Here is a 15,381-nt window from a genome sequence, read left to right on the forward strand (position 1 = left end):
CTTCTCCTTCTTCCCTTAAATCATGATGACTCCATTTAATCCGAAAAAATCTGACTTCGCAGCGCGTCGCCGCCTGCTGTCGGGTCTGATCACGACCTGTATCGCCGCCAGCACAGCCTTGTCTTTATCAGCTGGCGCAGCATCGCTGTCCGCCAATACCGTAGCGACCACGCCAAAATTGCTTGTCGTATTGGTTGTCGATGGCTTGCCGCAAGAACAGGTGCAGCGTTATCGCGATCAGTTCGGTCAGGGCGGTTTCCGTCGATTGCTGGATCAGGGTGCCTGGTTTAGCGACAGTCATCAGGCGCATGGCGTCACCGTTACAGCGGTTGGCCATGCAGCGGTACTGACTGGTGCCTACCCATATCAGCACGGCATCATCGGCAATGATTGGGTAGACCGCAACACAATGACATCGACGTACTGCACGGAGGATACCGCGCATACCTATCTCAATGAGAGCACCAAATCCAGCGATGGCACGTCGCCGGCCAATCTGCGCGTCAGTACCGTCGGCGATGAACTCCGTTATAGCAACGGCGGCCAGTCCAAAGTGGTGACAGTCTCTGGTAAAGACCGTGGGGCGATTCTGCTGGCGGGTAAATCCGGCACGGCCTATATGTACATGAGTAAATCCGGCCATTTTGCGAGCAGCACTTACTACATGCAAGATTATCCCGGCTGGTACAACAGCTTTAATGCCGCTAAACCCGAAGATAAATTTTATGGCAAAAAATGGGAATTATTGTTACCGGAAAAAGCCTATCAGAGTGATGCGCCGGATGGTTCGCCGGGAATGGGCAAGCTTGATAATCAGGCCGGGTTCCCGTTTGTGTATGACAGCAAATCCGGCAAACCCGACGCGGAATACTACGGCCGGATTTTTACCGGCCCGTATCTCGATGAACTGACACTCGACTTCGCACGTGCTGCGATTGATGGTGAACAGCTTGGTCATAATCCGGCCGGCGTCACTGATGTAATCGGTATCAGCTTGTCCAGTCACGATTACATCAATCATAGTTTTGGTCCGGAGAGTCGTATGTCGCATGACCATCTGCAACGTCTTGACCGCTTGCTGGCAAAGTTTTTTGACGATCTGGAAAAACGCGTGGGCCTTGATAAGACTCTGGTAGTGCTGACGGCAGATCACGGTTTCCCGAATGTGCCGGAATTTTCACAACGCCGAAAAATCGATGCACAGCGCCTGAACACCAAAAAATTGATGGATGATGTCAACACGCATCTCGCACAAAAATTTGGCATCGCTAATCTGGCCGCTAAATGGTCATCTCCTGCGGTCATGCTCGACTATCCGGCAATAGACCAAAAGGGACTCAAGCGCGACGACGTAGAAAATGCCGTGGCGCGTTTCTTGTCAGCATATCCAGGCGTAGCTCGCACCTATACCCGCACCCAGCTTGAATCAGGTACGCTGCCAGATACCCGTCAGGGCAAGTTAATGCAACGCGGCTGGAACCAGCAATTATCCGGTGATGTCATGGTCGTGACGAAACCTTTCTGGTATTTCGGTAGCGGCACGACAGGTACCTCCCACGGCTCACCATATGCATATGACACCAATGTGCCGCTGATCATGATGGGCAAAAACTGGATCAAACCGGGTGCTTACGGGCAATATGCGGAAGTGGTGGATATCGCCCCGACGCTGGCGCATCTGTTGCACGTACGTCCACCGAGTGCCAGCGAAGGACGGGTACTCACCGAAATCATCAAGGCAGACTCAGTACGCTGATATATATTGTTGAGTAAATCGCTTTGTGTCCTTATGTAACAAAAAAGAGCAGCGCAAAGCGATTTCGCATCCGTTTGTAAGACCTCTTTGACAAATGACAAAACTGACTAAAATGGTGGGGTAGCTGGTCCACAAGTAAGGAGTCAATATGATGCGACGTTCACTGATCACCGCGCTTTTTTGCGCAGCCACTCTCCCCGCCTTTGCAGGCGAAGCTAAAGTTGATTTCGTTCAGCCAGAAAAGTTCACCGATATCCGTAATGTGAACGACAGTTTGGAAGATGCACAAATTCGGGTAAGCAAGGAATTTAGTCTGTATTTTTCCGACCTGGCGAAGACACTTCCCGACGGATACATTCTGGAAGTACAGATCACCGATATCGACCTCGCAGGCAGGATCGAGTACAACTATGCTAGGACTATGCGCGACATCCGCGTACTAAAAGACATCGACTGGCCAAAAATGTCCCTGTCCTATACGCTCAAGAATCCTCAGCAAGAAATCGTCGCTTCCGGTAAAGAAGAGATTCGCGATATGTATTATTTATCGAAAGCAAACTTAAGCAGCAGCGATTACAAGTATGAGGAGCAAATGTTGAAAGAATGGTTCAGGCATCTGCAACGCAATAAGGTATTTCCAACCAGGGAAAAATCCTGATATCTCGCTAAGTGACGTTCACCGATAGCAAATCTACCTGCATACAAAGTAAAAAGCCGCTCAGATCATCTGAGCGGCTTTTTATTTCGCTAGCAATACTCGCTAGGCAGCACGGCGACCACGTCTGAATATAAATGATCCCAGACGTACGATACGGCGATACGTAAAGCGCAGCAAAGTGACCGTCAACAGGGCTTCAATCAAGGTCGTCACGAACGCAAATAAGGTATTCCAGCGGGCATCGCGTGCCAGGAACTTAGCAAACATCCGGTCTCTGGCGATCTCTATACTGTCATAAAAAGTCGGCACTACCAGCAAGGTCAGCAAAGTCGAGGTAATCGTACCGCCGATGATGGCGACTGCCAGCGGACGATAAAATTCTCCCCCCTCACCCAGGCCGATCGCGACCGGCATCATACCAGCGATCAGGGCGAACGTCGTCATCAAAATCGGGCGCAAACGCATGCGACCAGCATACATCAGCGACTCTTCGCGACCAAAACCTTCCGTTTCGCGCTTGCGGGCACAGTCAAGTAACAGAATCGCATTTTTAGCGACTAATCCCATCAGCATAATGACCCCGATGAAGCTCATCAGGTTCAGGGTGCCACGCGTCAGCAGCAACGCCAGAACCACACCAATCAGACTCAGAGGCAAGGACAGCATCACTGCAATCGGTGCCGTAAAAGAACCGAACTGCATGACCAGGATCAGGTACATCAGGCCGATACCTGAGATCAGCGCAATACCCATCTCGGTGAACAATTCCTTCTGATCACGTGCAGCACCGCCAAGCTCAATCCCGTAGCCGGTAGGAAAATCAATCGCGTTCGCGATCTTCATGGCATCTGCCGTGACTTCACCTGGCGAGCGTCCCTGAGCATTGGCAGACACGGCGATCATGCGCTTACCGTCAGAGTGCTGAATCTGCGCCGGACCTTTACCCATCGTGATTTTTGCGATCTGATCAAGGGGAACCATCTTATCGGTACCGCTGACGGCAATAGGTAAATGTTCTATGTTCTCTGCATTGACCCGGTCTTCCGGCTGCAAGCGCACTGCAACGTCACGTGCTTCGCCGGTAGGATCCACCCAGTCACCGACCTCAACACCGGCAAATGCAACGCGCAGAGATTGCGCCGCGTCACCGACGGAAATACCCAGTGAATTCGCCAGTCCGCGATCCAGCTCGATCTGTAGTTCATCAATCGGATCCTGCTCGGATAATCCGACATCAACCGCACCCGGAACCGCACGTAATTTCTCCATATACGCCGTGGTGATCGCCATTAACTTGCGCGAATCAGGGCCAGAGAACTGGATCTGCACTGGCTTACGTGCGCCATTATTCAAGTCGTCCAGCACAACATATTCAGCACCGATGACACCAGCAACTTTTTTGCGCAGATCGACTGCAATTTTTTCAGCAGATCGCTGGCGCTTGGTACTCTTACCCAAGTCCACATAGACCCGGCCACCGCTGGCATTCACATTACTATTCGTTGCCACGGTCTCTGGCAAGGTACGGGCAATCTCTGCCGCTTTTTCTACCTTCAACCGTGCGTAATCCAGACTGGAGCTTGAGGGTGTGCGGATATCAATAATGATGGTACCGTTATCCGCAGCCGGCAAGAAACTCGAACCGCCAAACATCACATGCAGCGTCAGCGCACCGATCAGGCTGACTACCGCAATAATCGCCATCCAGATGCGGTGATGCAGCGCCCAGGCGATTACTTTACTGTAGCGGTCTGCTTGATGATCGAACCAGTGATTAAACTTGGACAGCAATAAACTGATGCCCGTTTTTTTCTCCAGATGATGTCCGACCGGATCACCCCAGTACGCCGACAACATAGGATCCAGCGTAAATGAGATGAACAGGCTGACCAGGACCGAACTGGCAACCGTCAAAGCGAATGGGCGGAACCATTCACCCGCACCGCCCGGCATAAACGCGACAGGAATAAACACGGCAATAATCGAGAACGTAGTAGCGGCAACTGCCAGACCAATTTCACGCGTACCGTTACTGGCTGCAGTGCGACGATCCGAGCCCATTTCCATGTGACGCACAATATTCTCACGCACCACGATCGCATCATCGATCAGCACACCAATTGCCAGCGACAGACCGAGCAAGGTCATGAAGTTCAGTGTAAAACCACAGAGCCAGACAGAGATAAATGCGGCAATCACAGATGTCGGCAAACTCAGTGCCGTAATCAGCGTCGAGCGCCAGGAATTAAGGAAAACGTACACAACAAAAATCGTCAGCACCGCACCGAACATCAGCGACTCGATCACGTTATTCAGACTGCTCTCGGCATCCTTACCACCATCCTGCGTGACTTCGAGCTTGGTTCCTTCCGGCAGTGTTTTGTTGATCTCCTCAACTAAAGTACGGATCTTATTTGCCACCGATACCGTACTCGCATCGCGTGAGCGGGTAATCGAAATACCGACGTTAGGATTACCGTTGCGCATACTAAAACTGTTCAGCTCTGCGAATCCATCGGCAATCTTCGCGACCTGCGCCAGACGAATGACTTCCGTGCCGCGGCGCTTGATGACGATTTGCTCGAACTCAGCAGGCGACTCAATCCGGCCAACCAGACGAATACTTTGCTGATCCAGAATGCCACGTACTTTGCCGACAGGTGCCGTCGTATTCTGGCTGCGCAGGGCATTCACGACTTCGGTGACGGAGACATTGTATTCACGTAATTTTTGCGCATTCAGCAGTACGCTCAGTTCACGACGTAAAGAACCATTGACACTGACAACCGCCACGCCATCGACCGCACGAAACTTATCGGACAGCTCGTCTTCCGCCTTGCGTGAAATTTCTGCATGCGACATGGTTTTAGACGACAAGGCCAGTTGCATGATCGGTTGCGCTGCGGGATCAATCCGCTGCAAAATCGGTTCACGCATTTCTGCCGGTAATTTGTAACGTACCGAAGCGATTGAATTCCGGATCTCATCCGAAGCCTCGATCATATTCTTCTTAAAGTTGAAGATGATCACGATGCTGGCATTGCCTTCGCTGGCAGTCGCGCGGATTTGGTATACACCGGTAATACTTTGCAGCGATTTTTCTACGCGGTTGATAATCTCGCGTTCCACCGTATCGGGTGAGGCACCCGGATAAGGGATATTGATCACCATCACCGGCTGCTCCACATCGGGAATCTGATTCACACGGAGTTTTTTGAGCGCGAGTAAACCCAGACACATCATCGCGATAATAATCACGATGGTCGCAATGGGACGCTTAATACTAAAGTCGGATAGGAACATAATTATTTCCCCGTTGCTGAGCTGGCAGGCGCAGCCATGACGGCGGCCGCTTTCGCTGCACCGGCTGCACCAGCTGAATCGACCAATGCGACTTTCTGACCATCTTTGAGAGTCGATACCGGATTACGCACGACCTTGTCGCCATCCGACAAACCGGTACGGACGACATAATCACCACGGCGCGGATCACGCTCACCTAAAGTAATGCTGACTTTTCTCAGGAGACTATCCTTGACACGCCAGGCATACGCCTTGTCACCGTCACGCACCAGCGCACTGCTCTTGATCATCAGGTTTTGCGTACTGCCTGCCTCGATACGACCTTCGGCATACAGACCAGATACTTTCGGCTGATTGCTGTCAACGAAGTCCACCAGCACCTCGACCTGACGCGTAGTCGCATTCGCGGCAGGATCAACGCGACGCACCTTGCCGATAAAATCTTGTTCGCCATAGCCGTTGACACGGAAACTGACGGGCATACCTGATTTGACATCCTTCACACGGTCTGCGGACACCAGGCCTTGCAGGCGCATGCTGTTCGGATCAATCACTTTAACCAGCTCTTTGCCGATCTGCGCGGTGTCGCCTGCAGATACTTTACGCTCACTGATAATGCCGTCGAACGGTGCGCGGACTTCGGTGCGCTGCAATGTCTGACGGGCTTGCGCAGAACGTGCTTTGGCTGCGACCAGATCGCTTTGGGAGTTATTACGGCGAATCTCGGCATCTTCTAATTGCTGGGTCGACGTCATGCCAGAGGCGCGCAAGGTTTTTAAACGCTGGAATTGGCGCTCCGCCTGATCAAACGATTGCCCGGCAGCACGCACGGCTTCTTCTGCGGAGGTCAGACTGTCACGAATCGAAGTATCGTCCAGGCGCACCAGCAGATCACCACGCTTGACGACATCGCCGTTTTCTTTAAGTACCTGCAAAACAATCGAGGAAATTTCTGCACGCAAATCTGCGCGGCGCTCAGGCTGCACAGAACCGGTAATCACAGGACCAGATGCCAGCGAATTACTTTGCACAGTAATCAGATCTTCGGCTGTGATCTGCAAGGTCACCTCTTCCGAAGCGCTGGCCTTCTTGCTGGCGGAGGCATTGTTTTTGTCGCTTTTATCACCCTGCGCACTCTTGCTACAGGCAACAAGTGTGGTTGCAATGGCGAGGACAAGTAAAGTACGACGCAACATAGACGATCTCCGGAAATATTTAAATTTGAACAAAGCGTTGAGACAAAATAATTGATGCAGGAGCGGCAATGCAAGCTGACATCCGATCTGAAATCCGAGCTAACGATACAAGTCTGATACACGATCTTGTAACAAGTTCTTACAATCTTCACGCGCCAGAGTATCGCCAGCTTGTTGCTTGATGTCAATCACATAATGTAGATCAGGAATATGATTGATTCCTGTCGGTTCTCCAAACAAGCAGCCTCTTCATCTGGATTGCAGATCAAACATCAGGAATCGCTTGAAGTTTGCGTCCAACTCCAGTAGTCTCCGCCCTCTTTCTTGTTTTACCTTGCAATTGCTGAATTGACCGCCCGTGTTGCCGCTGGCGGGTCCGCGCTTTATCTATGACCGTCATTATCGCCACCGATGTATTTGGAAACACCCCGGCTGTCGCCAGCCTGGTTCGCAGTTTGGAACATCCCTGCCTGATCGTCTCACCGCATGACGAACAGGATCACAGCGGCGTCCACTACCGCTCCGAGCAAAGCGCCTATCAAGCCTTTATCTCCCGAGGCGGGCTTGCGCGCTATAGAGACAAACTTGACCGTGTCATACAAAAGCAACAGACAGAGCATCGCAACATTCCCTGCATCACCATTGGCTTTAGCGCTGGCGCCAGCGCCCTCTGGCTGCTGGCCGCGACGGAGACCGCATATCACATCGATCAGATGGTGTTGTTCTATGGTTCACGTATCCGCGATTACACCCATCTGCAACCACGATGCCCCGCAAGGCTGATCTTTGCAGCACACGAAGCCGCCTTTGATCCGCTTACGCTCACGCAACAATTGCGCCAGCAAGGCCAGCCTGCCGAGCTGATTGCGAATACCTCGCATGGATTTATGAATCCTTACTCAGGCGGATTTTGTGTCAAAACGCAGTCATTGTTTTTAGAGGAACTCGCACGGCTAATCCGGCTGGCACATCCATGCGCGTTAGCCGCATGAAACAAAGAACGCTGGCAATACGTTTGAGGATGGACGAGCATCAACCACTGAAGATATCCGCCAACCACCAGACTGGTTACCGCAATCTGGTTCGATAACTTATTTTTTCTGCGCCAGCCAACGACGGTAAGTCAGTAAAGCGACATGCGCATCATCCGCCGCATAGCGGATTTGCCGCTCCGTCAATGGCGCCAGCGACCAGTTTGAAGTCGACGTCTTTTTAGATTTTTGTAAGGCCATTCCCAAAAACCGTGCTGCGGCAGTTTTCGCACCCATATCGCTACCTTTACGCTCGCGCATGGCTCTCGCCAGATCAAGAATCTGTGCAGGATGGATCCCCAAACGCGCACGCAATCGGCTCTGATCATCACCCAGACCAAAACCCACCTTCAATATATGCGGTGCCTCCAGCGCCGCCTTGGCCGGAGCCAGATACGCAGAATCGATGACCGGAAACAGAAACACCTGATCATCCGTGGCAAGTTGAATCAAATGCGGCCCGCCCGAATTCTGCCCTTTGACAAAAGTCGGTCGCGACTCTGTATCAAATCCCAGCACATCCGCTGCCAGCAAAGCCTGCTGCGCCTTCCCGGCCAATTCAGCATTTGTGACTATATGAATAAATGCGGCACTCACACCCTGATAGGCCGGCAAGGAAGGAAGTACGACACCCGACACATCCTCGTCGGGTTCTGCGCTGAGGGATTCTTGCTGATTGGTCAATGTTGAGCTCATTTGTCGAATGATACAGGGCATCTTTAGAAATAAACACTAGCGCAACTAGCGCAGTGCCACAGCGGCAGCGTTCTTTCCCTATGCAAATACTTGTATCAGCGGTGTGAGCAAATCGTCCTGCGAATTTGAGTTTCCTCCCCCTATCGCCTATACTCGTACCCGCGTGACACAATCACCGCCCCGTTGTCGGCAGCACCACACCGCTGCCCATGACTAGTAAGACCTTGTTGTACTGACAGACTATTTTTAACATAACTTTTTTTGCGGCACGTCATCATTCGCCTTATCGGGACGCATGATCACCACCGCGCGGAGCCATAAGCATGACCGCTTTTGTATTTAACGAAATCAATTTTGACGACCACGAACAAGTCGTTTTTGCCTCAGAAGCCAAATCCGGCCTCAAAGCCATCATCGCTGTCCACAATACCCGCCTTGGCCCGGCCATGGGTGGATGCCGCATGTGGAATTACGCCAGCGAAGCCGAAGCCGTACGTGACGTACTGCGCCTCTCACGCGGCATGACCTACAAAAACGCTGTAGCAGGCCTGCCTATCGGTGGCGGCAAAAGCGTCATTATCGGTAACCCGAAAACGGACAAAACACCTGCCTTGTTTGAAGCCCTCGGCGAAGCACTGGAGCGCCTCGGTGGCCGTTATGTCACCGCAGAAGATGTCGGCACCAGCCCTGCAGACATGGCCAATGTCGCGAACAAAACCAAATTCGTCGCCGGTCTCGGTGATCGTGGCGATCCATCACCATTCACCGCGCTCGGCTGCTTCGTCGGCGCACAAGCAGCAGTAAAGCACTTGCTGAAACGCGACAGCTTCGACGGCCTGACCGTCGCGCTGCAAGGCCTGGGCCACGTCGGCTACGACTACGCACGTCGACTGCATGAAGCCGGCGCTAAACTCGTTGTTGCGGATATCGATCAGGCAGCACTCAAGCGTGCACAGGAAGAACTAGGCGCAACGGTTGTCGGTATCGACGCAATCTACGATGTACAAGCCGACATCTACGCTCCTTGCGCCCTCGGTGCGACCTTGAACCCAGATACACTCTCACGTCTGAAAGCCAGGATCGTTGCAGGTGCCGCAAACAATCAGTTAGCCACTGCCGATATCGGTGAAGCCTGCCGTCAAAAAGGTATCTTGTACGCGCCGGATTTCGTTATCAATGCGGGCGGTATTATCAAAGTCTGCTACGAATACCTGAACACGCCGGAAGACGGCATGGACGCGCATGTACGCCGTATCGGTGAGACACTGACAGAAGTATTTATCCGTGCTGATGCAGAAGGCTTGCCAACCAGTGTGGTAGCGGACCGGATTGCTGAGGCAAAGTTTAAGCACTAAGCAAACCAAAAGGCGCTCTGATTCATCAGAGCGCTACATCATCACAGCACTCATATCAGAGCCACCTGAATGCGATTCAGGTGGCTTTTTTATTCTCTGGTGAAGTCGTGAAGATGATCCGGCAAGCGAACGCCATTGTGTGGCATCGACATGCGCCACGCTGACAGATCAACGAGTGATCAACGTCACGGTCAGATTCTGGCTGTCTGCACCGTCAGATGCGCTGGCGATCAAGGTCAGTAGTCGGTCAATATTCGGATGCTTACCCGGAAAAGCTCTGGCATCCGTCGTGTGCTCTGCATACATCGCCAACCCCTCCGTAGCGGCCGCCGCATTGATCTCGCCAAATTTTTGCATCAATGCATGATAGACACGCACACTACCGGCTGTGCCAGGTTTATTCTCCAGGTGAGCGACCAGCGTATCACCATCAAACAATTCCAGCGCCGTGACGTGATCAATGGTGGGCAGGGTGACTAAGATCTCACTGAATTGCATGCAACGTTCTTTCTAAAAAAATAAAATAGTGTACTGTTGATATGCAGCATTTGTGGGGTGCTTTTGGGCGATGAATCGGATGTCAGGCCAGAGATGGGCAATGACTTGTCATGACTCATCTAACTGGCTTAAGCAAGGTATTCATGTGAAAAGCAGCGCAACTTATTTAGCTTCCGCCTGCACCAGCAATGCCTCCAGTTGTGAAGGTAAATACCCTGTGGAATCATAATTAGACAACACAATAACGGTATATCCACTATCGATATACATCGCAAGCTCACCAGAAACACCTTGTAAACTACCCGTGTGCCCCGTAACTTTCCCTATATCACTACTCCAGATCTGAAAACCTAAACCGTATGGCCGGCCGCCAACATTTTGGCCCTTGCTTTCATCAATCCAAAGCGATTGAAGCGTCTCATTTTTAATCAATTTCCCCGCTCGTAATGCAGACGTGAATCGCCACAAATCATGGACGGTCGAATATCCCACTCCAAACGGTGAACCACGGAGAGGAATATAAAAATTATTTTCTTTTGAAAAATTCGGTGCCTGCGGCGTAGAAAAATAACCCGTAGCGATATTCTCAACCGGCTCGTCCCTGAAATAACTATCAGAATTCACCATGCCAGCAGGCTGATAGATATGCTCGCGAATATAGCTGAAAAAATTTTGTCCCGACGCTTTCTCAATTACCAGGCCCAATAAAAAATACCCCGTGTTGCTATATAAAAATTTACTATCTGGTTCGAATTTCAGTTTATCGTTTTTCAACAAGGGCTTGTAATCTGCCAACTCCCGCAGAAAGATCAGTTTGATATAGGGGGCATAAACAATATGCTCAGAAAGGATATCGCCAAAACCCGCACGATGCGACACCAGTTGACGTATCGTGACCTGATCAAGGATATTTTTAGGATACCAACTCGTATCCACATAACGACTCAATTTGTCATCGTAAGAAAGCTTGCCTGCCTCGGCCAGTTGCGCAATAGCGACGGCTGTAAACATTTTCCCTATCGACGCAATATTAAATTTAGTCTCCATCGTATTGGCAACGTGGTAGCGTTTATTCGCCTGACCGCACACGCCGTCAGTGATGAGCTGATCTCCTTTAGCAACTAATATTGCGCCGGAAAATTGATCCTGATCACATTTTGCTTGAAGCAGTGCATGAATTTTTTCTGTCAATTGTGTTTTCGGCTGATTCGGCTGACTTTGTATCACTTTATTTGGAGGCTGCGACGATCCGGCTTGACCTGCCGATTGCGCGAATGAAGCAGATATTTCGCTGAAAAACATAGTGACTACTGTACAAAGGATTAGCCATTTTTTTATTTGCATACGATCACCTTATTTGTATTCGCCATTCATGAGATTGTGATTTTTCAATGTAAATTCAATTCAGTAAAACGACAAAGCCGCCTGAAAATTATGTCAGGCGGCCTCATCTTCATCATATCGCTTTTAACGCGGTCCATCAACAGAGTCGAAGCAGCAGATCTAACATCTGTTTCTAATCAAACAGGCTTCTCTGCCCCATCCAAGTTTACTTCTGCGTCATTATTAAAAACATCCATATTGGTCTCGCCTAATACCCGGCTAGTAATAGTACCGGCTGTGATAGCGCCGCTGACGTTGAGGGCGGTACGTCCCATATCGATCAAAGGCTCCACCGAGATCAGCAAGCCTGCCAAAGCCACGGGCAAATTCATCGTCGAGAGTACGATCAGTGCGGCGAAGGTCGCACCGCCACCGACACCGGCAACACCAATCGAACCGACGGTGACGATTGCCAGCAATTGGGCGATGAAGCTAAAGGTAAATGGATCGATCCCGACGGTCGGCGCAATCATAATCGCCAGCATCGCGGGATAAATTCCGGCACAACCATTCTGACCAATGGTAGCGCCAAACGATGCCGCAAAATTGGCGATACCTTCAGGCGTACCAAGGCGCTGCGTCTGGGTTTGTACATTCATCGGGATTGCTCCCATGCTGGTACGCGATGTAAAGGCAAATGCCAGTACCGGAAAAATCTTTTTAGCAAAGCGGACTGGATTCAGGCCAGCGCCTGCGATCAGGCACAAATGAACAGCAAACATCAGTAACAGCGCGCTATATGACGCCACCACAAAGTTAATTAATTTCAGGATATCTGCATAACTCGACTCTGCAACAACCATCGTCATTAACGCAAATACGCCATATGGAGTGAGACGAAGCACCAGCGTGACCATACGCATGATGATCGCCTGCGCAACGCTGACAAACTGGGTAAATGATGCAAACAGCAAAGGTTTAGCACCCGCAATACCTGTTGCTGACAAACCGATCAAAATCGAAAAAATCACCACGGCAATCGTAGAGGTTTTACGCGCACCGGTTAAATCCAGAAACGGATTAGTCGGAATAAAGCTCAATAGCAAACTCGGTAAGCTTATCGCCTTGGCGCTGGCCAGTGTGCCTTGCAAATACTCGCCACGCGCGACTTCAACCGCAGAGAAACTTAATCCAATCGCAGTCAGACCAAATAATTTCGCCATCAAAATACCTATGCCTGCCCCCACCATGGTAGTGGCCAGCAGCGTGCCGATAGTCAGCGCACTAATTTTACCGACGGAGCTGGCACCTTTCAGTTTAAGAATGGCACCAACAATCGACACCATAATCAGCGGCATCACGATCATCTGCAACAGCTTGACATAGCCCGTACCAACGATGTCAATGTAAGCATTCGTCATAGTGATCACTGCCACCGTGGCAGTATCGCCGCCATACAGCAAATGCATCGCTGACCCCAAACCCACACCCAGCCCGAGACCAGTCAGCACCCTCACCGTAAAAGTCACCTCACTGCGCTGTTGCCGGTACATAAAACCACCAATCGCCAGCGCGACCGCCAGATTAATCAGAACATAGATGGTGGAATAAGATGCGATCGAACTGATCATGGACTTACCTCTATCGAAATGGAATGAATGCGGTGACGGATAAGTCACTATGAATGCGGGGTTTTTTCGGTAAAAAAATTCAATTGCCTTCGTTATTATACGTGGCAACGATTACCCATTGTCAGGGTAAAAATCGCAATTTTTTTAATGTGTATTGAAGTAAAAAATTCAAACAACAGGCTACTAAAATCAAAACCAGCAAAGTCAACATATGATAAATTTTTTCAATGCGGCATCTGACCAAAGATTGAGTACAACTCACTCAACGTTCTGCCAACCAGCATTTTGCAACACCACACGATATCCGTCGTGATCAGCGAAGGTTTTTCCGTTTACATCCCAATATGGATTGAATGCGGCCACTTGCGTGAAACCTGCCGCTGCAATTTGCAGGCAACTTGCTTCCCATTCCTGATGATCGGGTAGATAAAACACGACGAGGTCTTCTGCTACCGGTTGCGGATAAACCGGATGTGATTTGCACTGCGTGAATTCGAAGTGGTAGTGCATGCCGGCACGACCGAGCATGATGCCATCAAATCCCTGATGATCCTCAAATGCCCCGATGATACTAAGCTGCAATCCCGCTTGGTACATCAATTTTGTTCGCTGCAAGTCACTGACTGGGCGGGTGATTCTTAGATGGGCGTGCATATAATCTCCTGCAGATAACTTATTGACGACGATGAACTGACATAGGATTAGTGGTGACAGAACATACTCAGTCAGTAGAGATTCTGTCATTTAAAGCAGATTATCCAATCTAAAAATAACATACTACCTACCTGTATTTTTAAAATCGCTATATAAAAATTGCGGATCAAGACTATTTATTTAAAAAATAAGGGGAGTATATGCATATCGCCAAGCTTTATGCCACTGTCTAAGCCACATCAAAAATACAGTGATACCGAAAGAAAAATCGCTGCGATCAGCGGAATTTTTCTCTCAGTCCCCTTACAAACCCTGAACTTTCAGCGCCTCAATCTCAGCATCACCATCATCGACCAGTCGTGTCCAGCCATCGAACTTCGCGACACCTAGCGACCGCGCCATGGATAGCAGCAGACTTTGACCGGGAGCTGGACGGTCTGGTACAAGTTGATAGACCGGATCTGCAAATGCACTCGCTGGCGTGACGATATTCCAGCCCATATCTTTAAATTGGGCAATCACATCATCAAGCCATAAGGCATTGATCAGGTTGTGATGGAGCAGGATAATTTGCGGAATGTCGCGACCTTGCAATTGCTGCGACAGAGCACGATAGGCAATAGCTCGCTGGCGTATGTGGCTGAGGTAGGCGAGCTTGATTGGACTGAGATCTGCTTGCGGATTTTTTGCCAGAACCTCAGTGAGTTTTTCATCGAGCCGCCAATCGCTGGTATCGAGACTGACATAGGCATTACGATAATCGAGCTGTTTTAGAAAATTGCGCATACCGTCGCGCTTTTCTGCTGTATTGCCTTCTCGCAGATAGGTGTAACGAAACCATTTCTGGTAACCGGGTAGCGTGCGGATGATGCGGTCACAATCGAGTATCTCTTGCTGATATTGCGCAAGACTGAGCTTGTCATTATGCAGATCGGGATGGGTCATAGTGTGATTGCCGATCGCATGTCCGGCATCGCCCCAGGCCTTGGCGAGCGCATATCCAGCGGGCTGAGTTGCTCCATTCGCGGCGGTAACAAACAGCGCTGCTCTGACCTGATGTTTGGTTAGCGCATCGAGCATCGCCTGGTTGCGCGCCTGCGCCGACATTAGCGGTGTACTGGCAACACTGGGGCCATCATCGAAGGTAAAAGCAAGGGACTGTGCCTGAACGGATGGCACGAAAATCAGGTAAATACTCAGCAGCATTGTTGCCGGAAAAACCGGACGTATCGCAAAAATTTGACGCATGAATAGAGGCATTTAAAATCAGGAAACACCTA

The 15,381-nt window shown here is 50.5% G+C and carries 12 protein-coding genes; 4 read left to right on the forward strand and 8 right to left on the reverse strand.

Annotated elements, in window-relative coordinates:
- Positions 1-22 precede the first annotated feature (22 nt).
- Both ACO0K4_RS05005 and ACO0K4_RS05010 read left to right on the forward strand, forming a co-directional pair.
- On the forward strand, positions 23-1,756 hold the full coding sequence (locus ACO0K4_RS05005) for an alkaline phosphatase family protein (RefSeq protein WP_422955525.1): 1,734 nt from the start codon (positions 23-25) through the stop codon (positions 1,754-1,756).
- 148 nt (positions 1,757-1,904) lie between these two features.
- Complete coding sequence (locus ACO0K4_RS05010) at positions 1,905-2,414, forward strand: DUF3016 domain-containing protein (protein ID WP_422955526.1); 510 nt, start codon at positions 1,905-1,907, stop codon at positions 2,412-2,414.
- A gap of 102 nt (positions 2,415-2,516) precedes the next feature.
- On the opposite strand, the gene ACO0K4_RS05015 is transcribed toward ACO0K4_RS05010, so the two are convergent.
- Positions 2,517-5,717, reverse strand: coding sequence for an efflux RND transporter permease subunit (locus tag ACO0K4_RS05015; protein ID WP_422955527.1), 3,201 nt, complete (start codon positions 5,715-5,717; stop codon positions 2,517-2,519).
- 2 nt (positions 5,718-5,719) lie between these two features.
- Entirely contained in the window at positions 5,720-6,913 is a 1,194-nt protein-coding gene (locus ACO0K4_RS05020) for an efflux RND transporter periplasmic adaptor subunit (protein WP_422955528.1), read from the reverse strand.
- Between the two features lie 389 nt (positions 6,914-7,302).
- On the opposite strand from ACO0K4_RS05020, the gene ACO0K4_RS05025 reads away from it, so the two are divergent.
- Entirely contained in the window at positions 7,303-7,905 is a 603-nt protein-coding gene (locus ACO0K4_RS05025; protein WP_422955529.1) for a hypothetical protein, read from the forward strand.
- A 99-nt stretch (positions 7,906-8,004) separates the two neighbouring features.
- On the opposite strand, the gene ACO0K4_RS05030 is transcribed toward ACO0K4_RS05025, so the two are convergent.
- Positions 8,005-8,640 carry a 3'-5' exonuclease gene (locus tag ACO0K4_RS05030; RefSeq protein ID WP_422955530.1) on the reverse strand — a complete coding sequence of 212 codons (636 nt, stop codon included), beginning with the start codon at positions 8,638-8,640 and terminating at the stop codon, positions 8,005-8,007.
- Between the two features lie 323 nt (positions 8,641-8,963).
- Between ACO0K4_RS05030 and ACO0K4_RS05035 the strand changes: the two genes are divergently transcribed.
- Entirely contained in the window at positions 8,964-9,995 is a 1,032-nt protein-coding gene (locus ACO0K4_RS05035; RefSeq protein WP_422955531.1) for a Leu/Phe/Val dehydrogenase, read from the forward strand.
- A 168-nt stretch (positions 9,996-10,163) separates the two neighbouring features.
- Here the strand turns inward: ACO0K4_RS05035 and ACO0K4_RS05040 are convergent, their stop codons facing one another.
- The 5 genes from ACO0K4_RS05040 to ACO0K4_RS05060 all read right to left on the reverse strand — a co-directional run bounded on the left by ACO0K4_RS05040 (position 10,164) and on the right by ACO0K4_RS05060 (position 15,349).
- Positions 10,164-10,493, reverse strand: a complete 330-nt coding sequence (locus ACO0K4_RS05040) for a DUF2322 family protein (protein ID WP_422955532.1) — start codon at positions 10,491-10,493, stop codon at positions 10,164-10,166.
- A gap of 162 nt (positions 10,494-10,655) precedes the next feature.
- Positions 10,656-11,837: a serine hydrolase domain-containing protein gene (locus ACO0K4_RS05045; RefSeq protein WP_422955533.1), complete on the reverse strand. Its 1,182-nt coding sequence runs from the start codon at positions 11,835-11,837 to the stop codon at positions 10,656-10,658.
- Positions 11,838-12,013: 176 nt separating this feature from the next.
- A complete protein-coding gene (locus ACO0K4_RS05050) occupies positions 12,014-13,447 on the reverse strand; it encodes an L-cystine transporter (protein WP_422955534.1) in 1,434 nt (477 codons plus the stop codon).
- Positions 13,448-13,705: 258 nt separating this feature from the next.
- Positions 13,706-14,101 carry a VOC family protein gene (locus ACO0K4_RS05055; RefSeq protein ID WP_422955535.1) on the reverse strand — a complete coding sequence of 132 codons (396 nt, stop codon included), beginning with the start codon at positions 14,099-14,101 and terminating at the stop codon, positions 13,706-13,708.
- A 303-nt stretch (positions 14,102-14,404) separates the two neighbouring features.
- Positions 14,405-15,349 carry a polysaccharide deacetylase family protein gene (locus tag ACO0K4_RS05060; RefSeq protein WP_422955536.1) on the reverse strand — a complete coding sequence of 315 codons (945 nt, stop codon included), beginning with the start codon at positions 15,347-15,349 and terminating at the stop codon, positions 14,405-14,407.
- Positions 15,350-15,381: the final 32 nt, after the last annotated feature.

Origin of the sequence: Undibacterium sp. RuTC16W (genome assembly GCF_049339445.1) — a bacterium.
Classification (GTDB): domain Bacteria; phylum Pseudomonadota; class Gammaproteobacteria; order Burkholderiales; family Burkholderiaceae_D; genus Undibacterium.